16 protein-coding genes are annotated in these 21,516 nt (G+C 41.7%); 8 read left to right on the forward strand and 8 right to left on the reverse strand.

What is annotated here, in order from left to right; genetic code table 11:
* Positions 1-33: 33 nt before the first annotated feature.
* From ilvN to leuO, 4 genes are all read right to left on the reverse strand, one after another.
* Positions 34-525 carry an acetolactate synthase small subunit gene (ilvN, locus tag KDJ85_RS07995; protein WP_206082710.1) on the reverse strand — a complete coding sequence of 164 codons (492 nt, stop codon included), beginning with the start codon at positions 523-525 and terminating at the stop codon, positions 34-36.
* A 2-nt stretch (positions 526-527) separates the two neighbouring features.
* Positions 528-2,255 carry an acetolactate synthase 3 large subunit gene (ilvI, locus tag KDJ85_RS08000; RefSeq protein ID WP_225819197.1) on the reverse strand — a complete coding sequence of 576 codons (1,728 nt, stop codon included), beginning with the start codon at positions 2,253-2,255 and terminating at the stop codon, positions 528-530.
* A 362-nt stretch (positions 2,256-2,617) separates the two neighbouring features.
* Positions 2,618-4,450 carry an AMP-dependent synthetase/ligase gene (locus tag KDJ85_RS08005; RefSeq protein ID WP_225819198.1) on the reverse strand — a complete coding sequence of 611 codons (1,833 nt, stop codon included), beginning with the start codon at positions 4,448-4,450 and terminating at the stop codon, positions 2,618-2,620.
* Positions 4,451-4,694: 244 nt separating this feature from the next.
* Complete coding sequence (gene leuO, locus KDJ85_RS08010; protein WP_225819199.1) at positions 4,695-5,663, reverse strand: transcriptional regulator LeuO; 969 nt, start codon at positions 5,661-5,663, stop codon at positions 4,695-4,697.
* 912 nt (positions 5,664-6,575) lie between these two features.
* On the opposite strand from leuO, the gene leuA reads away from it, so the two are divergent.
* The 7 genes from leuA (at position 6,576) to KDJ85_RS08045 (ending at position 15,565) form a co-directional block, all read left to right on the forward strand.
* Positions 6,576-8,153, forward strand: coding sequence for a 2-isopropylmalate synthase (gene leuA, locus KDJ85_RS08015; protein WP_206082714.1), 1,578 nt, complete (start codon positions 6,576-6,578; stop codon positions 8,151-8,153).
* Between the two features lie 2 nt (positions 8,154-8,155).
* Positions 8,156-9,244: a 3-isopropylmalate dehydrogenase gene (gene leuB / locus KDJ85_RS08020; RefSeq protein ID WP_206082715.1), complete on the forward strand. Its 1,089-nt coding sequence runs from the start codon at positions 8,156-8,158 to the stop codon at positions 9,242-9,244.
* Between the two features lie 2 nt (positions 9,245-9,246).
* Positions 9,247-10,650 carry a 3-isopropylmalate dehydratase large subunit gene (gene leuC, locus KDJ85_RS08025; protein ID WP_225819200.1) on the forward strand — a complete coding sequence of 468 codons (1,404 nt, stop codon included), beginning with the start codon at positions 9,247-9,249 and terminating at the stop codon, positions 10,648-10,650.
* An 11-nt stretch (positions 10,651-10,661) separates the two neighbouring features.
* Positions 10,662-11,264, forward strand: a complete 603-nt coding sequence (gene leuD, locus KDJ85_RS08030; protein ID WP_225819201.1) for a 3-isopropylmalate dehydratase small subunit — start codon at positions 10,662-10,664, stop codon at positions 11,262-11,264.
* Positions 11,265-11,834: 570 nt separating this feature from the next.
* Complete coding sequence (gene sgrR, locus KDJ85_RS08035) at positions 11,835-13,514, forward strand: HTH-type transcriptional regulator SgrR (protein WP_225819202.1); 1,680 nt, start codon at positions 11,835-11,837, stop codon at positions 13,512-13,514.
* Between the two features lie 564 nt (positions 13,515-14,078).
* Positions 14,079-14,762 carry a DNA mismatch repair endonuclease MutH gene (gene mutH, locus KDJ85_RS08040; protein WP_225819203.1) on the forward strand — a complete coding sequence of 228 codons (684 nt, stop codon included), beginning with the start codon at positions 14,079-14,081 and terminating at the stop codon, positions 14,760-14,762.
* A gap of 71 nt (positions 14,763-14,833) precedes the next feature.
* The gene (locus KDJ85_RS08045) at positions 14,834-15,565 is read left to right on the forward strand and encodes a TerC family protein (protein ID WP_225819204.1); all 732 of its coding nucleotides are present in this window, start codon (positions 14,834-14,836) and stop codon (positions 15,563-15,565) included.
* On the opposite strand, the gene KDJ85_RS08050 is transcribed toward KDJ85_RS08045, so the two are convergent.
* A complete protein-coding gene (locus tag KDJ85_RS08050; protein ID WP_225819205.1) occupies positions 15,562-15,810 on the reverse strand; it encodes a helix-hairpin-helix domain-containing protein in 249 nt (82 codons plus the stop codon). The genes KDJ85_RS08045 and KDJ85_RS08050 overlap by 4 nt on opposite strands.
* Positions 15,811-15,961: 151 nt before the next feature.
* Here KDJ85_RS08050 and KDJ85_RS08055 point away from each other — a divergent pair, with 151 nt between their 5' ends.
* A complete protein-coding gene (locus tag KDJ85_RS08055; RefSeq protein WP_225819206.1) occupies positions 15,962-16,837 on the forward strand; it encodes an alpha/beta fold hydrolase in 876 nt (291 codons plus the stop codon).
* 65 nt (positions 16,838-16,902) lie between these two features.
* Here KDJ85_RS08055 and KDJ85_RS08060 read toward each other — a convergent pair whose 3' ends face one another.
* The 3 genes from KDJ85_RS08060 to speA all read right to left on the reverse strand — a co-directional run bounded on the left by KDJ85_RS08060 (position 16,903) and on the right by speA (position 21,181).
* Positions 16,903-17,682 (reverse strand): acetoin reductase, encoded by a 780-nt coding sequence (locus KDJ85_RS08060; RefSeq protein ID WP_047756098.1) that lies wholly within the window; start codon positions 17,680-17,682, stop codon positions 16,903-16,905.
* A 337-nt stretch (positions 17,683-18,019) separates the two neighbouring features.
* The gene (gene speB / locus KDJ85_RS08065) at positions 18,020-18,940 is read right to left on the reverse strand and encodes an agmatinase (protein WP_206082723.1); all 921 of its coding nucleotides are present in this window, start codon (positions 18,938-18,940) and stop codon (positions 18,020-18,022) included.
* A gap of 336 nt (positions 18,941-19,276) precedes the next feature.
* Positions 19,277-21,181, reverse strand: a complete 1,905-nt coding sequence (speA, locus tag KDJ85_RS08070; RefSeq protein ID WP_206082724.1) for a biosynthetic arginine decarboxylase — start codon at positions 21,179-21,181, stop codon at positions 19,277-19,279.
* Positions 21,182-21,516: the final 335 nt, after the last annotated feature.

Here is a 21,516-nt window from a genome sequence, read left to right on the forward strand (position 1 = left end):
ATCCGAGTATTCTACCTTTGGAAGATAAATTTTTCACCGCATAATTTTGTCACCACGTGAAACACCGACAATACCCGAGCGTACAACTTCAACAATTTCAGCAACACCACGTACTGATTCGATGAAAGCATCCAGTTTATCGCTTGTTCCTGCGAGCTGAACGGTATAAAGCGTTGGTGTAACATCAACGATTTGCCCACGGAAAATATCTGCGCAGCGTTTCACTTCATCACGCCCATAACCAGACGCTTGAAGCTTCACTAACATGATCTCACGCTCGATATGTGCTGAAGCCGTCAGCTCACTCACACGCAGAACATCCACCAGCTTGTGCAACTGTTTCTCAATTTGCTCAAGAACTTTCGCATCGCCTTTTGTTTGGATAGTCATTCGTGACAACGTTGGGTCATCAGTGGGTGCAACCGTCAAACTTTCAATATTATAACCACGTTGAGAAAACAGACCTATGACACGAGACAAAGCACCTGATTCATTTTCTAATAAAACGGATAAAATACGACGCATAATCAGGTCCTCTCTGTTTTACTCAACCACATTTCGTCCATTGCTCCACCACGGATTTGCATTGGATAAACGTGTTCGGTTTCATCAATATTGATATCAACAAATACTAAGCGTTGGTTTTCATTCACTTCCACAAGCGCTTGCTTGAGTTTGTCTTCCAGCTCATCAGGAGAAGCAATTGAAATCCCAACATGGCCATATGCCTGCGCTAATTTAATAAAATCTGGGAGCGATTGCATATAGGATTGTGAATGGCGGCCTTGATAAATCATATCCTGCCACTGTTTCACCATCCCTAAAAAGCCATTATTGAGGTTCAGAACTAACACAGGCAAGCCGTATTGCAATGCTGTTGATAGCTCTTGGATATTCATCTGGATGCTGCCATCCCCCGTCACACAAACCACTGTTGAATTTGGATGGGCTAATTTCACCCCTAATGCAGCGGGTAAGCCAAAGCCCATCGTGCCGAGGCCACCCGAATTTATCCAATGTCTTGGTTTATCAAAAGGATAATATAATGCGGCAAACATTTGATGCTGACCAACATCAGATGTCACATATGCCTCACCATTTGTTAAACGGTAAATCATTTCAATGGCTTGCTGTGGTTTGACTTTCGTTTGATTGGTTTCATAACGTAGACACTGTTTTTTGCGCCACTCTTCAATGTCTTTCCACCAATCTTTTAATGCATTTTCATCTTGTTTAGCTGAAGCTTGGTCTAATTGCCCTAACATTTGTTTTAAGGTTGATTTCGCATCACCAACAATCGGAATATCTGCATTTACCGTTTTTGAAATTGAGGTTGGGTCAACGTCAATTTGGATCACCGTCGCATTCGGACAATATTTTTCTAAATTATTCGTAGTGCGGTCATCAAACCGCACGCCAACAGCAAAAATGACATCTGAATTATGCATGACTTTATTTGCTTCATAAGTCCCATGCATACCTAACATCCCTACGGATTGCTTATGAGTTTCAGGAAATGCCCCTAGGCCCATCAACGTGGATACAACAGGCAATTTTAATGACTCTGCTAGTTCAATGATTTCCGCTGAGCAATTGGCGTTAATCGCACCGCCACCAATATAGAAGACGGGTTTTTTCGCAGCGACTAATTTAGATAGTGCTTTTTTGATCTGCCCTTTGTGCCCTTGCAGTGTAGGGTTATACGAGCGTAAAGAAACAGATTCAGGGTAATGATAAGGAAACTTAAGTGCAGGGTTTACCGTATCTTTCGGGAAATCGATAACGACAGGTCCAGGACGACCACTCGCCGCAATGTAGAAGGCTTTTTTAATCGTCTCAGGAATTTCTTCAGCACTTTTAATTAAGAAACTGTGTTTCACTATCGGGCGAGATATTCCTACCATGTCACATTCTTGGAATGCATCATTACCAATTAAAGAGCTAGCAACCTGCCCTGATAGCACCACCATCGGCACAGAGTCCATATAAGCAGTTGCTATGCCAGTAATCGCATTAGTTGCCCCGGGGCCTGAAGTGACGAGAACCACGCCAACATCCCCTGTTGAGCGAGCATAGCCATCGGCCATATGCACTGCGGCTTGTTCATGACGCACCAAAATATGTTCCACACCACCAACTGTATGAAGCGCATCATAAATATCTAATACTGCACCGCCTGGATATCCAAACACGTGCTTTACTCCTTGGTCAATCAATGATTTGACGACCATTTCAGCTCCCGACAACTTCTCCATGAGTTTGCCCCCAGACATTATTTGCAAGTTAAGAGGTATTAATTACCCCTTTATTTTTATCGTTTAAACAGGTTAATGCGTGCTATTAACATATCTCTCTGGCTGAAACGAAGCAAACATCATTTCAGCACAAAAATAGCGAGTATTTCACATCATCTTAAACATTTATCGTTCACAGAGTGAATAACTGCATATGGAAAAAACGGAAGAAATATTGACTATTTTCCAATCAACTAACGACGTGAAATATTTTGCACTGCAGGCAGTAATGAATAAGAAAAAAGAAAGAACATGGATGAAATGAATATATAGAAATCAGGCTCACCTACCGAAGTAGATAAGCCTGATAATAAAATGCTTAATTACTCTTGATACATAGATTCAATTTCTAATTGATAGCGTTCAGAAATAATCTTACGGCGTAATTTCAACGTAGGCGTTAATTCCCCTTTTTCCATTGAAAACGTAGTGGGCAACAAAGTAAAACGCTTAACTTGATGAAAATTCTCTATATTTTTTTGAAGTTCTTTTAAGCGAGCTTCAAAAAGTGCCACAATATTAGAATCTTTCAGTAACTCAAGGCGATCACGATACTTTAAGTTAATCGAATGCGCGTACTCTTCTAGGCTGTCATAACAAGGAACTATCAATGCAGAAACAAACTTACGTGCATCGGCAATGACGGCAATATGCTCAATAAATTTGTCTTGGCCTAATACCCCTTCAATCATTTGAGGTGCAATATACTTGCCGTTAGACGTTTTCATTAAGTCTTTGAGTCTATCCGTAATATATAAATTACCTTGCTCGTCAATTTTCCCTGCATCACCTGTTTTTAACCAACCGTCGGAGGTAAACGTGTCTAAGGTTTCATTCGGGCGATTGTAATAACCTTTCATCACGACAGGGCCCTTGACTTGGATCTCATCATCTTTACCGATACGCACTTCAACCGAAGATAATGGTGTACCAATCGAACCTAGTGGATATTTACCCTCTTCCCAACATGAAACCGTCGCACATGTTTCTGACATACCATAGCCATATTTAATATCCACGCCTGCGGATAAGAAAAAGGCAATAACATCGTCATCTAAACGCGCTCCTGCAGCGGGCATAAAACGAATACGCCCTCCTAACCCCTCGCGTATCTTACTTAAAACCAGTTTATCCGCTAATGGGAAGATAGCCCGATTTGTTAATGATGGCACTCCGCCTTTTGACAACGCTTTAATGCGACGTTTACCAAGGGAAATTGCCACCTTAAATAGCATTCTTCGTACCCACGGCGCTTTCGATACCTTACTTTGCACCGCGCTGTAAACTTTTTCATAGAAACGCGGCACTGCACACATCACCGTTGGTTTGACATCAGCTAGCGCTTCTCGCACTAAATTGGTGTCCGTTAAATAGACGTTAAGTGCCCCCACGTGCATGACATAGAAACTCCAGGCGCGCTCAAACACATGAGATAGCGGTAAGAAGCTTAACGAAATATCATCGGCGGTGAGTTGTAATCGTTCATCGTGCAGATACAGTTGGGCAGCCATATTGTAGTAATCCAACATAACGCCTTTTGGCTCACCTGTAGTGCCAGATGTATAGATAATCGTAAATAAATCACTGAGGTTATGGGCTGAAATTCGGGCATCCAGCTCCATTTGGTATTCAGGCTGTGCTTGTACCATAAAAGTCGACAAGTGTAAGGTTGCCACTGAGTTATCAATCAGTTCAACCCCCTCGTCCATGACGACAATCATTTTTAATTGCGGGCAAAGCGCAGGCAATTGGCACGCAATGTCATATTGCGTTTGTTCACCGACAAACAACACTTTAATGTTGGCATCGTTGATAATATAAGCGGCTTGTTCAACACTGCTGGTTGCATAAAGCGGAACAGTTACAGCTCTAATCTGAAGTGACGCTAAGTCAATCAGTGACCAATTCATGCTGTTATGGGCAAATAACCCAATATTTTCCTGTGTTGAAACTTCTAAGGCTAAGAGGTGGCGAGAAATCGCAGAGATGCGCTCCCCCACTTCATTCCATGTTAATGAGCTTTGTTGCCCATTATTCCATTGACTGAAAGCTATCCGGCTCGCTGATTCGTGTGCATTGATTCTGCTACGTAAGCGATTAACTAAATGGTATGGATATAGATTTTCAGTAATCAAAGTTAATTCCCTATCGGTCATTATTGATATAAGTCACTCGGTATCTTCACAAGAACTTAACCGTTTTATCATTTCAGCTTACAAGTGTTAGCTGAATATCGGCAGTGTATCGACTAATAACGTAGGAGGAAAGTTTTTGTATGTAAATTTTCTGCAAATGTTATGTTTGCCGCAAAACTCATCATTGTATTTTCTAGAATGAGTTAATTAACTTGTCTTGGAGCCAAGAATCTTATAGTTCAAGGCTCCATTCAGAGTATTTAGCTTAAGCCGCGACAGCTTGGTCCAAGAGTTCTGTAATCATTTGGCTGAATTGTGATTTCATCCATTGGTGGCCTTTATCCCTTGCAGTTGATTCATGCCATGTCAGATAACAAGGACGAGACTGACTTTCTAAAAGCAACGGTAAAGTACGTAATTTCAATTGCCCTGTATAATGTTCAACTAACCATTTAGGTGCAATTGCAACTAAATCGGTTTGTGCAACGATATTTAATACACTACTGAGATCAGTGCCTTGATAACTAATAGTATGGGACAATTCAGTATTATAATAATAAGGTTTGCTGAATGAACCAATGTTGTCCATTGACATAATTGCGTGTCGTTCATTCACTAAATCATGCTCTTTAATAGAATTAACAATTCGCGGATGGTTATTCGCTGTAACTAATACCAGTTCATCATTAAATAAAATCTGATGTTGATATTCGGGTTTTTCGAATTGGTTATATCCAATAAAGAAATCTATTTCTTGATATTTTAATTGATGTGCAATGTTATTATCCAAGAATGAATGAATAAACACATTAATATTAGGTGAGGCCACTTTAAACTTTGCAACAATCATAGCAGCCAGACGAATATCTAAAGGTGAACAAATCGATAAATTAAACACACGATCGCTATCTTGTGGATCAAAGCCCGCGCCAGGTAACTCATTATGCACTAATTGCAACGCTTGTCTTACTGGCCCAAAAAGCTGTTTTGCCCGCGATGTCGGCTGGATACCACGACCATAACGAACAAATAGTTCATCGTTAAACATTGACTTTAAACGTGAAACCGCATTACTCACCGCAGGTTGAGACATCCCCAAAACTTGCGCTGCTTTCGTGACATTTTGCATCTGCATAACGACATCAAAAACAGTTAATAAATTTAAATCAACATTACGTAGGTGAATATCGCTGCTTTCTTTTTTACCTGTTGAAATCGTATCAAAATCAGTCATTTTTTACTCCACTAAATATATTTATCATTTTTCATTAACGAAAAGGCAAATTCATCTTAAAAAAACCGACGAATATATAAACTCGTTAAATATTATTTCTGAAACAACTTATAGATAGTAAGCTATTTCGCTTTCCCTGCATTTATTAAAACGACGTTTCTATTACTTTACTCATTAATTATGATTCACAGAATAGATATCATTATAAAACGCAAACATTCACCAAGGTAATGAGTGATATTTTTGTATTAGAATCACGATTACTCTCAGTAAAAATAATAAAACAATTTCCCGAAGAAATCATAATAAATCGCATTTGGATTCTGTAAATATTCTTATTATCAGATTAATTTTTACTTATTCATTTATTAGACAACTAAGTTAATCAACAGATATTGATTTTAGTAATCAATTTTATGTATTTTATCTTTTTTACAAATCATTAAACTCAAAAAAGAAAGCAATAACTTAAAAAACAATAAGTTACACAAATGAAAGACACCGATAAAATTCACTAAAAGAATTTTACCCTAAGTTTAGACTCAAAAGATAGGCAAAAACATCATGGAAATTAGTGAAAATAGTCACATACCCTAACTCAAGAACTTAATTCACAATTGGTAAAAAACAGTCAGAAATCCATGATTGACATTAACTTTAAGATCACGTATCAATAAATACAGTTTAATTTAGAAACCGATGAGAGACAGTTTAAAATGACATTTTCTATTCGCCTACTAAGCCTACTACTACTCGCATTAAATTTGCGCGGTATGCTTATGGACGGAAAATAGAAAGGCACTGTCCACAAACATTAAGAACCCGCGCAACCCGCGGGTTTTTTTATGCCTGCGGCTTTGGAAGAACATAAACTCAATTTATTAAAACAAAATTCGATATGAGGAACACAATATGAGCAACCAAGTCATTATTTTTGATACCACGTTACGTGATGGTGAGCAGGCGTTACAAGCAAGTTTGTCCGTAAAAGAGAAATTACAAATCGCATTCGCATTAGAACGCTTAGGCGTTGATATTATTGAAGCAGGTTTCCCTGTGTCATCACCTGGCGATTTCGAATCAGTTCAAACTATTGCCCGTGAAATTAAAAATAGCCGTATCTGTGCATTAGCTCGCTGTGTTGAAAATGATATCGATGTTGCGGCAGAATCCTTAAAAGTAGCTGAAGCCTTCCGTATTCATATCTTCTTAGCCACCTCCAATTTACATATGGAGAAAAAATTAAATAAATCGTTTGATGGTGTAATGGATATGGCAATCAACTCTATCAAACGGGCAAGACGCTACACAGATGATGTTGAATTTTCTTGCGAAGATGCGGGACGTACAGACCCTGACAATTTATGCCGTATTGTTGAAACGGCCATTAATGCTGGTGCAACCACCATTAACATTCCTGATACCGTAGGCTACACAACACCTTATCAGTTTGGCGGTATCATTACCGATTTGTATAACCGTGTTCCAAATATTGATAAAGCCATTATTTCCGTTCACTGCCACGATGACTTAGGTATGTCCGTCGCAAACTCTATTAGCGCCGTTCAAGCGGGAGCTCGTCAAGTAGAAGGGACAATCAACGGATTAGGTGAGCGTGCAGGTAATACCGCATTAGAAGAAGTCATTATGGCGATTAAATTGCGCGAGCAGATGTTAAATGTCCATACCAATATTAATCACAAAGAAATTTACCGCACTAGCCAATTAGTTAGCCAATTATGCAACACACCAATCCCAGCCAATAAAGCCGTAGTTGGTAGCAATGCGTTTTCCCACTCCTCGGGTATTCACCAAGATGGCGTATTAAAAAATCGCGAAACTTACGAAATCATGACGCCTGAATCAATTGGTTTAAAAGCAGAGAAATTAAATTTAACCTCTCGTTCTGGCCGCGCTGCCGTGAAACACCGTATGGAAGAAATGGGCTATCACGAAGGCAAAGACTTCAAATTGGATGAGTTGTATACCGCGTTTTTGAACTTAGCCGATAAAAAAGGTCAAGTGTTTGATTATGATTTAGAAGCCTTGGCTTTCTTTACGAAGCAACAAGATGAAACTGACCACTTTGTGATGGATTATTTCAGTACACAGTCTGGTTCAAGCATTGTGGCAACCGCAACCGTCAAAATGCAGTGTGGCGATGAAGTGAAATCTGAAGCTGCAACAGGTAATGGTCCCGTAGATGCTATCTACCAAGCCTTTAGCAACATCACCAATTACCCAATGAAATTAGTTTCTTATCAGTTATCTGCAAAAGGCCATGGTGAAAACGCATTAGGCCAAGTGGATATCGTAGTGGAATGCCATAACCGCAAGTTCCACGGCATGGGCTTAGCGACAGATATCGTTGAATCCTCAGCAAAAGCGATGGTTCACGTCTTAAACAGCATTTGGCGTTCTGAACAAGTCGAAATCGAAAAACAAAAAATAAACCAAGAATTACAATCAAACACAAAGGAAGCAGTGTAACCATGTCTAGTTATCAAATTGCCGTATTACCGGGAGATGGTATCGGTCCAGAAGTAATGGCACAAGCACATAAAGTCTTGGATGCTGTGAGCAAACGCTTTGCTATTACGATTAACACCAAAGAATATGATGTCGGTGGTGCAGCCATCGATAATCATGGTGAACCACTGCCGCAAGCGACGGTAAAAGGTTGTGAAGAAGCTGATGCTGTGTTGTTTGGCTCAGTTGGCGGCCCAAAATGGGAACATTTGCCACCCGATAGCCAACCAGAACGAGGGGCATTATTACCATTACGTAAGCATTTCAAATTATTCAGCAACCTGCGCCCTGCGCGTTTATACCAAGCCTTAGAGGCATTTTGCCCGTTACGTGCAGATATCGCTGCACAAGGCTTTGATATTCTGTGTGTTCGTGAATTAACGGGTGGGATTTACTTCGGCCAACCAAAAGGCCGCAAAGGCGAAGGCAGTGAAGAATATGCGTTTGATACCGAAGTGTATCATCGTTACGAAATCGAGCGTATTGCACGTATCGCATTCGAATCTGCGCGTAAACGTACACATAAAGTGACTTCAATCGATAAAGCAAACGTCTTGCAAAGCTCTGTATTATGGCGTGAAGTTGTCAACCAAATCGCCAAAGAATACCCTGATGTCGAAGTTAATCATATGTATATCGATAACGCCGCGATGCAAATGATTAAAGCACCATCTCAGTTTGATGTGGTTTTATGTTCTAACTTATTTGGCGACATTATCTCTGATGAGTGCGCAATGATCACAGGCTCGATGGGCATGTTGCCATCGGCGAGCTTAAATGCAGACGGTTTTGGTTTATATGAACCAGCCGGCGGCTCAGCGCCTGATATCGCAGGTAAAAATATTGCAAACCCAATTGCCCAAATTTTATCTGCCTCAATGTTATTACGCTTTAGCTTAAACCAAGCCGATGCTGCTGATGCAATAGAGCGTGCAGTTAACAAAGCATTAGAAGATGGCCACAGAACATCCGATTTAGCGGGTGCGGGCAAATCAATCAGTACCAGTGAAATGGGCGATGTTATTGCTCGTTATATTGCACAAGGGGTTTAATCATGGCCAAAACTTTATATCAAAAATTATATGATGCTCACGTGGTACGTGAAGTCGAAAATGAAATCCCTTTGATTTATATCGACCGTCATTTGGTACACGAAGTCACCTCTCCACAGGCGTTTGATGGGTTAAGAACCAAAAACCGTCCATTGCATCAACCAAATAAAACATTTGCTACGATGGATCATAACGTGTCCACCCAAACCAAAGACATCAATGCTTGTGGTGATATGGCGCGTATTCAAATGCAAGAATTGATGAAAAACTGCAAAGAGTTTGGCGTCACCCTGTATGATTTGAACCACCCATACCAAGGTATTGTACATGTTATGGGGCCAGAGCAAGGTATTACTTTACCAGGTATGACGATTGTGTGTGGGGACTCACATACCGCAACCCATGGTGCTTTTGGTGCATTAGCGTTTGGCATCGGTACGTCAGAAGTTGAGCATGTTATGGCGACCCAGACACTGAAGCAAGCTCGTGCAAAAACGATGAAAATTGAAGTGGTCGGCAAGGCTCCTGCAGGCATTACAGCAAAAGATATTGTTTTGGCGATCATTGGTACAACAGGCAGCGCAGGTGGTACAGGCTATATTGTTGAGTTTTGTGGTGAAGCCATTGAAAACCTGAGTATGGAAGGCCGCATGACGGTTTGTAATATGGCCATCGAATTGGGCGCAAAAGCAGGTATTATCGCACCAGATGCGACAACATTTGATTACATGAAAGGCCGTCAGTTTGCACCAAAAGGCCAGCAATGGGATGACGCAGTTGCTTATTGGAAGACCTTAAAAACGGATGATGATGCTAAATTTGATAAAGTCATCACTATTCAAGCTAGCAGCATTGCACCACAAGTGACTTGGGGAACCAACCCAGGGCAAGTGATTGCAATCAACCAACCGATCCCTGCACCAGAGTCTTTTGCGGATCCTGTTGAGCGCGCATCTGCTGAAAAAGCGTTAGCCTATATGGGGTTACAATCAGGTATTAAGTTATCTGATGTCAAAATCGATAAAGTGTTTATCGGTTCATGTACTAACTCACGTATTGAAGATTTACGTGCAGCCGCAGCAATTGCTAAAGGCAAAAAAGTGGCTGATGGCGTACAAGCTATTGTGGTTCCGGGATCGGGACCTGTAAAAGCCCAAGCAGAACAAGAAGGTTTGGATAAAATTTTTATTGATGCAGGCTTTGAATGGCGGTTACCTGGCTGCTCCATGTGCTTAGCCATGAACAATGACCGCTTAAATCCAGGTGAACGCTGCGCGTCAACCAGTAACCGTAACTTTGAAGGTCGCCAAGGCCGTGCAGGTCGCACCCATTTAGTCAGCCCTGCAATGGCAGCTGCGGCGGCGATTAATGGTCATTTCGCCGATGTTCGCGATATTCAGATTTAAAGGAGAGAAAAATGGACAAGTTAATCACCCATGTGGGCATTGTTGCTCCTTTAGACGCCGCGAATGTGGACACAGACGCGATTATTCCAAAGCAATTTTTACAAAAAGTCACCCGCACAGGTTTTGGTCAACATTTATTTAATGACTGGCGTTTTTTAGATGAGAATGGTCAGCAGCCTAACCCTGATTTTGTACTAAATAAACCGGTATTCAAAGGGGCGAGTATTTTGTTAGCCCGCGAAAACTTTGGCTGCGGATCGTCTCGTGAACATGCACCATGGGCACTGACGGATTTTGGCATCCAAGTCGTTATTGCACCAAGCTTCGCAGATATTTTTTACGGCAACTCATTCAATAACCAACTGTTGCCAATCAAATTAAGCGAGCAAGAAGTGGATGAGATGTTTAACTACGTCAACAGCCACGAAGGTTGCCAGTTTACTGTTGATTTAGAAGCACAAACGGTCACCGCAGGGGATAAAACCTATCATTTTGAAATTGACAGTTTCCGCCGTCATTGCATGATGAATGGCTTAGATAGTATTGGCCTGACATTGCAGCATGTCGACCAAATAAAAAATTATGAGCAACAAATCCCGTCCTTTATGAACTAGTCTTTGCACTACGCCTACTTCCGTGGGCGTAGTTCCGCTTTTCTCCCCTCTTTTTACTGATATTGCTGCTTTTCGCTTCAAAAATGCGGAACTCTTCGTTCTTTACACTTTTTCCCCCTCAAAGATCACTTCCCCATTAATTTCTTCCTGTATAATTAGTTAAACGAATGCCCATGAACAATTAACAATTAACAATTAACAATTAACAACTAACAATTTTTTCTAAATAGTTTGTGTTGTGGCAAGGCGGCAAAATGAAGATATCCCTAGGAGCATACACCAGTATGTGACTAGGGTAGCTGAGTGAAGCCAACACAGCCATGGCGCAAAATATGACGAAAAAATAAGTATGTGACGAAGGTGGCTGAACGAAGCCAACACAGCCATAACGTGAAATATGACGAAAAAATAAAAAAAAGCCGGTAAAAACCGGCTTGGTGACAGACACCACTACTCTAAATGGGGGAGTCGGCCTGCAATTGCACGCCAAACGAGCTACTTACTGCCACCTATTATCCGCAGATATTAGGAAATTAAAATTGATGCAATTTTTGCCGGAGTTCCTCTTTTATGTCTAATACACGCTTACAAACACAATTCGTTCGCCTCTGGCAACATTTTCAAGGGCACGACAGTGAAACCACGTTGCAGGATATTGCTGATATCTTGTTCTGTTCGCGCCGTCATGTACGAACGTTATTAAATAATATGCAAGGCCATGGTTGGTTAAGTTGGCAAGCCGAATCTGGTCGAGGCAAGCGTTCTACACTTATTTTCCATGTGAATGGGTTAGAACTTCAGCAAGCCCAAGCAGAACAGTTGCTTAAAGAGGAAAGCATTGAAAAACTCGTGGCGTTAGTGGGTGATAAAGAAACGATCCGACAAATGGTGCTTTCCGAATTAGAGCGCAGCTATCGGCAAGGAAAAAACCTTTTACGCATTATTTATTACCGTGATTTCCCCAATTTATTGCCTGGAGCCCCTATGCGCCGCTCCGAAATTCATTTAATGAGCCAAATTTTTAATGGGTTAACTCATATAAATGAGGAAAAAGGGGAAGTAGAAGATGGGCTAGCTCACCATTGGCAGGACATCAGTGACACCCATTGGCGTTTCTATTTACGCCCTGCTATCTATTTCCATCATGGGCGGGAAATGCTTGCGGAAGATATTATTTACTCATTATTACGTTTAAAACAGTGCTGGCCGCTATTTTCCCATATTCAATCAGTGAGTTCACCGCAGCCTTATGTCATTGATATTCAGTTAAACCAGCCTGATAAACAACTGCCTTGGTTGTTAGGTAGTCACCATGCGGCTATTTTACCTAAAGAGTGGGAAAGCCTAGAAAACTTTAACCGCTGTCCTATTGGCACTGGCCCCTACCAAGTTGATAAAAACCTACCTCAAAAGCTAACCATTACCGCCTTTGACCGCTACTTTGGTTATCGCGCCCTATTGGATGAAGTCACTATTTGGGTTGTACCTGAACTTTCAGAACAAATGGTGTGTACCACTTTAAAAATGGATGGTGATAAACACCATAATGATTCCTTAGAAAGCCGTATGGAAGAAGGCTGTTATTTTTTATTGATGGATCAACGCTCTGAGTTATCACAGCGGGAAGACGTTCGCAAATGGCTATGCAGCTTCCTCACACCCGTGAATTTGCTTGCCCATTGTGAACCGTTCTATCAGCGCCACTGGGCACCTGCTTATGGCCTATTACTGCACTGGCACCACAGTAAAATGCTCACGCTATTTCCTAAACCAGAAGACCTCTCCGAACTCACTGTGACGTTTTACCATAATCACCATGAATTCTACGCAATCAGCCAAATTATGAAGCGAGTGTTGCATGAACAAGGGGTCGAGTTAAAAATCAACATTATTGACTATGATGACTGGTTTAACGGCAATTCTCAAAGTGATATTTGGCTAGCCACCGCCAATTTTTTTAAACCCCTTGAGTTTTCTATCTTTGCCACTTTGTATGAAATGCCACTATTACGCCAATGCCTTGGTGATAGCCTCGATACGCAATTAAATCAATGGCGAGATAATACTTTTGATGTCGAAGCGTGGTGTGAAAGCTTGATTGACTCACAAATCTTTCATCCTATATTTCACCACTGGCTTGAGTTACAAGGTCAACGCACTATGCGCGGCGTTAGGATGAATACCTTTGGTTGGTTTGATTTTAAATCCGCATGGTTTAAGCCTTCTGAGGATAACCTGTCTAATTTATGATAGTTATAAACAGCCAAGGTGAATAATAAGGATGTTATTCACTTTTTCTGTGGATATCCATGTGAACAACCCTATAGCAATCAGGGTATATCCCCAAATCAGGTTTTTATCAAAAATAATTAAAATCCAATAAACGTTGATAAATCAAAGAAATAAAGCCCAAAAAAACACATTATCCACTGGTTGATTTTTTAACTAAAAAGCTTAGGACTTTAACTGAGTAAATATCAATCAACGTCGTATTTATCCACAACTAATGTGTTTAACTTACTCACTTTTTGTGACGGAAGTCATAAAACCCCATTCGTCAAGGCTGTAAATACACACAGTAATCACTGTTTTACACAGTTATCCAGAAAACCTGTGGATAACCTAGTGCATGATCCTGTGATTATCTTGGGATGAACATGAATAACCCGATAAACAAAATTTAATACCGTTGGATAAAAAGCATTAACTACATATATATCATGCAGTTAAAAATAATCATGAAAAAGTGTTATACTCTCTTAATTGTTTGAATTATTTTTGACTGTTTTTTATACACCTAATTTTTAGAGAATTATGTCATTTACACCACCACAGCCGCCAGATAACGAAGCTACTTTAATGAGTCGGGCTCAAGCGCTTGCCGGCTATACATTAGGTGAGCTCGCTCAATTTGCCAGTGTCCCTATCCCCCCTGACCTAAAACGTGATAAAGGCTGGGTAGGCATGCTACTTGAATATTATTTAGGGGCGAGTGCAGGGAGTAAGGCGGAGCAAGATTTTGCCCACATTGGCATTGAGCTCAAAACTATCCCTATCGACCGCCATGGCGTTCCTCTCGAAACAACCTTTGTCTCTGTAGCCCCTTTAACAGGGAACAGCGGTTTAACATGGGAAAATAGCCATGTACGGCGTAAACTATCGCGTATACTGTGGTTTCCTATTGAAGGTGAACGCCAAATTCCCTTAGCGGAACGTCGGGTCGCTAACCCATTAATTTGGAGCCCATCTCCGCTTGAGGAACAGTTACTACGGCAAGATTGGGAGGAGTTAATGGATTTGATTGTGTTGGGAAAAGTCGAAACAATTACGGCACGCCATGGGCAAGTCCTACAAATCCGCCCAAAAGCGGCAAACAATAAGGCACTGACAGAAGCCATTGGTGAGTTTGGCCAACCCATTATGACGCTTCCTCGCGGCTTTTACCTTAAAAAAGATTTTACCGCCCCACTGTTAGCTCGGCATTTTAATCTCGCGTAATCAACAAGGTGTCGCCTGTACCAAAGCAGACGATAAACATTTATCCCTGTTTCATAGTAAAAGGTACACAGATGTTTGAATGGATACTCGACCCCAATGCTTGGATGGCACTTGCCACTCTAACCATTTTGGAAATTGTTTTAGGTATCGATAATATTATTTTTTTGAGTATCGTAGTGAGTAAGCTCCCCGCTCACCAACAAAATAGTGCCCGGCGTACAGGGCTAATTGCAGCGATGGTCATGCGCCTTGCCTTATTAGCCTCAATTGCCTGGTTATCACGCCTCACAACCCCGTTATTCACCATTGCAGACCATGTTGTTTCCGCTCGAGATATCATTTTATGTGCAGGGGGAATTTTCCTTATATGGAAAGCCAGCCAAGAAATCTTTGAAACCATTGAAGGAGAGGACGAAAACAATCTTGCGCAGCGGCAAGTGCATTCATTTTGGGGTGCTATTGTACAAATTGCATTGTTAGATATTATTTTTAGCCTCGATTCCGTTATCACCGCTGTGGGACTTTCGGACCATCTGTTTATTATGATGGCCGCAGTGATTATTGCAGTGCTTATCATGATGTTAGCCGCAAAAAGTATTGGTGATTTTGTCGAACGCTACCCATCCGTTAAAATTCTCGCGCTCTCTTTTTTAATTTTAGTCGGCTTTACACTGATACTCGAAAGCGTTCAAGTTCATGTTGCTAAAGGGTATATCTATTTCGCAATGTTCTTTTCCATGGCCGTTCAAATGCTCAATATCCTGCGTAGCAAAAAATGGAAAATGAAACACAAAGTAGATTAACGCTCTGATTCAAGCGCTTGCTTTGCAGCTAAGATAGCCCCTTCAACTGCTCTCTTAGCTTGCGGGCTATTTTTCCAGCAACTTGAACCTGTCAGTGCAGCACCAGCAATTAAAATTTCATCATAAGATGCTTCACTAAGCTGAGCCAATGATGAGAACTCCATCTGTTCTAAACGGCTGATCACCATCGGCCCCACGCCTTTAACCGCTAATAGAACCTGTTTTTCTGACTCTGAAAACGCCATTTTTACTCCTTTTAGCTAATTATTCAGCTAATATTTTGCAATTTACCTCTTTAATACTTTAAAATTGCAACTATAACAATGCCAGTTTGAATAATTATTAACTGACCTATCTTATCACCCAATCTGTCTCTGCCTGTTTTAGGAATTTACCATGTACAATGTGCCGTTGATTAACCCACGCCAACACTTCATGACGCTCTCTGATGGCCGTCAACTTTGCTGGTTTGAATCAGGGCCCAAAACAGGTTTTCCTGTTATTTTTTGTACTGGTGCAGGAATGAGTGGCAACCTTGGCTTTGGCTTAGATTTGCTGGAAAAATACAACATTCGCTTAATTGTGCCAGAACGTGCTGGCCTTGGTGATTCCACTTTTCACGCCCAAAAATCATTAAAAAGCTTTGCATCCGATATTCAAGCACTACTTGATAACCTAGCAATTAACCAATTTTCGGTACTGGGTTTTTCCCAAGGTGGTGTTTTCGCGATGGCGGTTGCCCATTATTGCCAGCCTGCATCCCTTTCGATTGTGTCTGGGCAAGACCAATTCGAATACCCTGCGACTCGCGCTAAATTAACCGCTGACGTAGTGAATATGCAGGAACAAGCACTGAATACACCTGAGAACTTATCCGACTGGTTACAAAAAAATGTCACTGGAGAATGGCTATTGGCGTTTATTCTCAATTGCAGTGCAGAAATTGACCAACAATTATACAATGAAGCGCATTTTTTAGAGGCCTATACCGATTGTATACGCCGTGCTTTTTCTCAAGGCAATCAAGGCTATGTGCAAGATTTATTACTTTCCCTGCAGAACTGGAAGTTCACCCCTGAAGACATCACCTGCCCAACCTCATTATGGTATGGTGAATTAGATATGAGCACCGTACACTCTCCTGATTTTGGTGATATTTTGGCCGACCGTTTTTTCAACTGTAGCCATCATTTATACACACAAGAAGGCGGTTCCTTGCTTTGGACACAAGCCGACGCTATTTTAACTGACCTGCAAAACCACGCCGCATAACGCAAAAAGCCGCGGTGAATAATTCACAGCGGCTATCATTGCCATCCTAATATTACTAACTTCTATTAACGGTAAACAATCCCGCCATCCGTCAGGATAGATTGTCCTGTAATATAGTCAGAGTCATCGCTTGCTAAGAACGCCACTAAGCCCGCGACATCATCAGGAGTTTGAGCACGGCCTAATGCGATACCTTCAACATATTTTTTGTAAGTCTCACCTTTTGGCGCGCCTGTAATTTCAGCAAAGCGCTCATCGATTTCCACCCACATGTCTGTCCCAACAATACCTGGGCAATACGCATTTACGGTAATACCTGAACTTGCGTACTCTTTCGCTGCCGCTTGTGTTAAAGCACGCACCGCAAATTTGGTCGCAGAATATACACCTAACATAGCGAAACCGTCATGGCCTGCAATGGAAGAGGCATTAATGATTTTCCCTTTGTGCTTACGCTCTTGGAATTTTTCACTGGCAGCTTGAATGCCCCACATAGTGCCATCTACGTTGATTTTAAAGATTAAGTCCATATCTTCTTGGCGAACTTCTGCAATTGGCTTAACTTGCGCAATCCCTGCGTTGTTGATCATTACATCAAAACCACCTAGCTCAGCTTCTGCATGAGCAACCGCAGCAAACACTTGGTCACGCTGGCTAATATCCGCAGCAAACGTCGTGACTTTACGACCTAACGCTTCAATTTCTTTCGCCACATCTTGCAGTTTGTCTTTTTTCAAATCGACCAGTGCAATATCCGCACCTTCTTTTGCTAAACGCAATGCAATACCACGACCAATTCCCTGTGCCGCTCCGGTCACTAAAATAACTTTGTTATTTAAAGCCATACTGTTCTCCTACTTATTCATAGCCAAAGTGACTAGTCCACCATGGCTTATAAGTTAACAATAATAACAATAAGTTACAAAGAAATGATTTTAATCTACCTTTTAAAACTTATAAAAAACATTTCACTATCTGATAGCGATATTTATTTTATTTACCAACGAAAAGTACACGAATTCATAAATTAACAGGTATTTGCTAATAAAAATCATTCTCAAATAAGTGAGCAAAAAGTGCGAAACTCCGCTATTCAATACACGATTGGTGAATATGCTAACATAAAAAAGCCACCAAATTGGTGGCTTCATGATAGCTAACTATATCGTTATAAACGGATAGTTATTTTTTAGATGCTTGAATATACAGCATTTCTAAAGCAATCGATGCCGCGGCTAATGCGGTGATTTCAGATTGGTCATAAGCAGGAGCAACTTCCACTAAATCCATCCCGACGATGTTTAATGGCTGCAAACCACGCAGTAATTTCAGCGCACGGTCTGATGTTAACCCCCCAACGACTGGCGTTCCTGTTCCTGGCGCAAAGGCTGGGTCAAGGCAGTCAATATCGAAAGTTAAGTACACTGGCATATCACCCACGATCTCTTTAATTTGAGCAACCATCTCGTCCACACCGCGGTCATTCACTTGCCCTGCATCTAACACGGTGAAGCCGTTGTCGCTATCGTGCTCAGTACGAATACCAATTTGTACTGAGCGAGTTGGGTCAATCAGCCCCTCTTTTGGTGCATGATAAAACATAGTGCCATGGTCATATTGGCTACCGTTGCCGTAAGTGTCAGTGTGAGCATCAAAATGCACTAGCGCCATTTTGCCGAAGTGTTTTGCATGAGCACGTAACAATGGCAGAGTGACAAAATGATCACCACCAAAGGTTAAGCAACGTTTGCCTGACTCTAACAGTTTTTCAGTATGCGCTTGCAGTTTATCGCACATGTCTTGTGCATCACCAAAAGCAAACACAACATCGCCGCAGTCTACCACGTTTAAACGTTCTGTCAGTTTGAAGTTCCACGGCCAGCGGTGGCTTTCCCATGCAAGGTTGGTCGATACTTGACGGATTGCCGCAGGCCCATGACGGCTACCTGCACGGCCTGAGGTTGCCATATCAAATGGCACACCTGTAATAACCCACTCAGCGTCTGAGCTATAGGGTTGAAAATTCAGTGGAAAACGTAAAAAACCAAATGCGTTAGACACCAGTGAATTATCAACTTGATTACCTAATGTACTATTAATCATTTTTATTCCTCAAAATAGACCCGCCCATTAGCAAGCCCCTTTAATATTTGGTTCGAATGTTTTTTACCTAATCAACTTCGCGCAGTATAAATAATAAACAAATTATGTTATTTGCATAAAGTTATTATCTATTCACTATTTTAATGCGCTAAATAGTTCGTGCTGTCGCTAGGCGGCAAAATGAGCCAAGCCCTAGGAGCATACATAAGTATGTGACTAGGGTTGGCGAATGCAGCCAACACCGCGACAGTGCGAAATATGACGCGCATACATAAGTATGTGACTAGGGTTGGCAAACGAAGCCAACACCGCGACAGTGCGAAATATGACGCGCATTTATTCGTCTTCGAGATAGGTATAACCATACAACCCATTTTCGAATTCTGCCACAAAGTCTTTTTGCAGTTGCTCACTCAGTCCTGTACCTTTGACTTGCTCTGTAAAGCTGTCTAACAGTACCTCTGGCACTAGTTTGACGTATTGCAGCATATCTGCCACTGAGTCACCTTCTTCACTTTGTAGGTAACGAATATTACCTTGGCTATCGACCCACACGTCAATTGCGGCAGTATCTCCGAATAGGTTATGCATGTTGCCTAAGATTTCTTGATAGGCGCCTATCATAAAGAAACCAATCATTGGTGGATTTTCTGGATCATAGGCTGGCATTGGCATCGTGGTTTCGACACCATCACCATCAACGTAATGGTCGATGATCCCATCAGAGTCACACGTGATATCTAAGAGCACAGCACGACGGTCTAACGGCTTGTCTAAGCCTTCAATCGGTAACACTGGGAAAACTTGGTCAATCCCCCATGAATCTGGTAGAGATTGAAATAACGAGAAATTCACATAGAACTTATCTGCCATGCGCTCTTGTAGTTCATCGATGATTGGACGATGAGCACGGTTACTTGGGTCTAAGTCTTGCTGGATACGACGGCAAATATTGAGGTATAGCTCTTCTGCCCATGCGCGTTGAGTTAAATCAAGTACGCCATGAGCATACTGGGTATGGGCTTCTTGCAAGTCGAACTGACTATCATGCAGCCATTCACGCAGGGACCGACTATTGCCTTGGTGCTGCATAGATTCCCATGTTTCCCACAGTGATACCAGCGACCGTGGTGCGTCTTCATCTGGCGGTGAGGTCTTGGTAAATTCGTTACGTTCAACACCGATAACATTCGAGACCAACACAGTGTGGTGTGCTGTCAATGCACGGCCTGATTCCGTAATGACGGTTGGATGTGGAAGGTCAAATTCTTCACACGCATCGCCAATTGCCCAAATCACATTATTCGCGTACTCGTTCAAGCCATAGTTTACTGAACAATCGGACTGCGAACGTGTTCCTTCATAGTCAACGCCTAAACCGCCACCCACATCAAAGCATTGAATATTGACGCCTAAACGATGCAACTCCACATAAAAACGGGCAGATTCACGAACGCCTGTGGCGATATCACGAATATTGGCCATTTGTGAGCCTAAATGGAAATGCAGTAATTGCAGGCTATCTAAGCGATTCGCATTGCGTAAAATTTCCACTAATTGCAGAACCTGCGTAGCCGCCAAACCAAATTTTGATTTCTCGCCACCACTAGCTTGCCATTTACCTGATCCTTGAGAGGCTAAACGTGCACGCACACCTAACCGAGGTGTCACATTCAAGCTTTCCGCTTCTTTTAACACCATCTCAATTTCAGACATTTTCTCGATCACAAGATAAACCTTATGACCCAGTTTTTCCCCGATTAACGCTAAGCGAATATATTCACGGTCTTTATAACCATTACAGACGATGACGGTTTGTGTTTTGCCTGCGTTGGCGAGTACCGCCATAAGTTCCGCTTTCGAACCTGCCTCAAGCCCTAATGGTTCTCCTGAATTAACCAATGACTCAATCACGCGGCGCTGCTGATTTACCTTAATTGGATAAACCAAAAAATAGTCGCCTTTATAGCCATAGGATTCACGAGCACGCCTAAATGCGGCATTAATTGAACGCAGACGGTGCTGTAAGATTTGAGGAAAACAGAACAATGCAGGCAAACGCAGATGCTCTTGTTCTTCTTTGACTTGGTTAACTAATTCAGCAAGATCAACAAAAGTGTCAGGGTTTTCAGGGTTTGGGCAAACACAGACATTTCCGCGCTCATTCACCTGATAGTAACCACCGCCCCAATACGCAATGTTATAGGTCTGGCGCATTTTGCGTGCGATATTATCATTCATAATAAACTCCTGTATGGAGGGGTGAGTGGCGCGCTCTCAGTCCTGATATATGTCAGTAAAGACATAGCACTGGCAAGCAGTTATATCGGAGGAAACGGCAATACTCAGATTTTAATAAAAAGTGCTTAGAATTCTAAACAGTGACAATATACGACCTTAAGCTGACAAATTAATGACTCAGCCTTGAAGGTGTATTAAAGATGTGACGGTAACTTCGTGATGAAGTAAAGAATGACAGGAAAGTAAACGCCAAAGTCACGCGGCGATCCGCATATGACGGTTGGATACTGTTATTCAGTAGATTATGGATCATTCCCCATTAACCCCCAATATAA

Source organism: Providencia vermicola (assembly GCF_020381325.1).
Lineage (GTDB): Bacteria > Pseudomonadota > Gammaproteobacteria > Enterobacterales > Enterobacteriaceae > Providencia > Providencia vermicola.

What these genes read in the sequence shown, in the direction of transcription:
- ilvN (WP_206082710.1), bottom strand. Translation starts at nt 525, where the DNA reads ATGCGTCGTATTTTATCCGTTTTATTAGAAAATGAATCAGGTGCTTTG.
- ilvI (WP_225819197.1), bottom strand. Translation starts at nt 2,255, where the DNA reads ATGGAGAAGTTGTCGGGAGCTGAAATGGTCGTCAAATCATTGATTGAC.
- KDJ85_RS08005 (WP_225819198.1), bottom strand. Translation starts at nt 4,450, where the DNA reads ATGACCGATAGGGAATTAACTTTGATTACTGAAAATCTATATCCATAC.
- leuO (WP_225819199.1), bottom strand. Translation starts at nt 5,663, where the DNA reads ATGACTGATTTTGATACGATTTCAACAGGTAAAAAAGAAAGCAGCGAT.
- leuA (WP_206082714.1), top strand. Translation starts at nt 6,576, where the DNA reads ATGAGCAACCAAGTCATTATTTTTGATACCACGTTACGTGATGGTGAG.
- leuB (WP_206082715.1), top strand. Translation starts at nt 8,156, where the DNA reads ATGTCTAGTTATCAAATTGCCGTATTACCGGGAGATGGTATCGGTCCA.
- leuC (WP_225819200.1), top strand. Translation starts at nt 9,247, where the DNA reads ATGGCCAAAACTTTATATCAAAAATTATATGATGCTCACGTGGTACGT.
- leuD (WP_225819201.1), top strand. Translation starts at nt 10,662, where the DNA reads ATGGACAAGTTAATCACCCATGTGGGCATTGTTGCTCCTTTAGACGCC.
- sgrR (WP_225819202.1), top strand. Translation starts at nt 11,835, where the DNA reads ATGTCTAATACACGCTTACAAACACAATTCGTTCGCCTCTGGCAACAT.
- mutH (WP_225819203.1), top strand. Translation starts at nt 14,079, where the DNA reads ATGTCATTTACACCACCACAGCCGCCAGATAACGAAGCTACTTTAATG.
- KDJ85_RS08045 (WP_225819204.1), top strand. Translation starts at nt 14,834, where the DNA reads ATGTTTGAATGGATACTCGACCCCAATGCTTGGATGGCACTTGCCACT.
- KDJ85_RS08050 (WP_225819205.1), bottom strand. Translation starts at nt 15,810, where the DNA reads ATGGCGTTTTCAGAGTCAGAAAAACAGGTTCTATTAGCGGTTAAAGGC.
- KDJ85_RS08055 (WP_225819206.1), top strand. Translation starts at nt 15,962, where the DNA reads ATGTACAATGTGCCGTTGATTAACCCACGCCAACACTTCATGACGCTC.
- KDJ85_RS08060 (WP_047756098.1), bottom strand. Translation starts at nt 17,682, where the DNA reads ATGGCTTTAAATAACAAAGTTATTTTAGTGACCGGAGCGGCACAGGGA.
- speB (WP_206082723.1), bottom strand. Translation starts at nt 18,940, where the DNA reads ATGATTAATAGTACATTAGGTAATCAAGTTGATAATTCACTGGTGTCT.
- speA (WP_206082724.1), bottom strand. Translation starts at nt 21,181, where the DNA reads ATGAATGATAATATCGCACGCAAAATGCGCCAGACCTATAACATTGCG.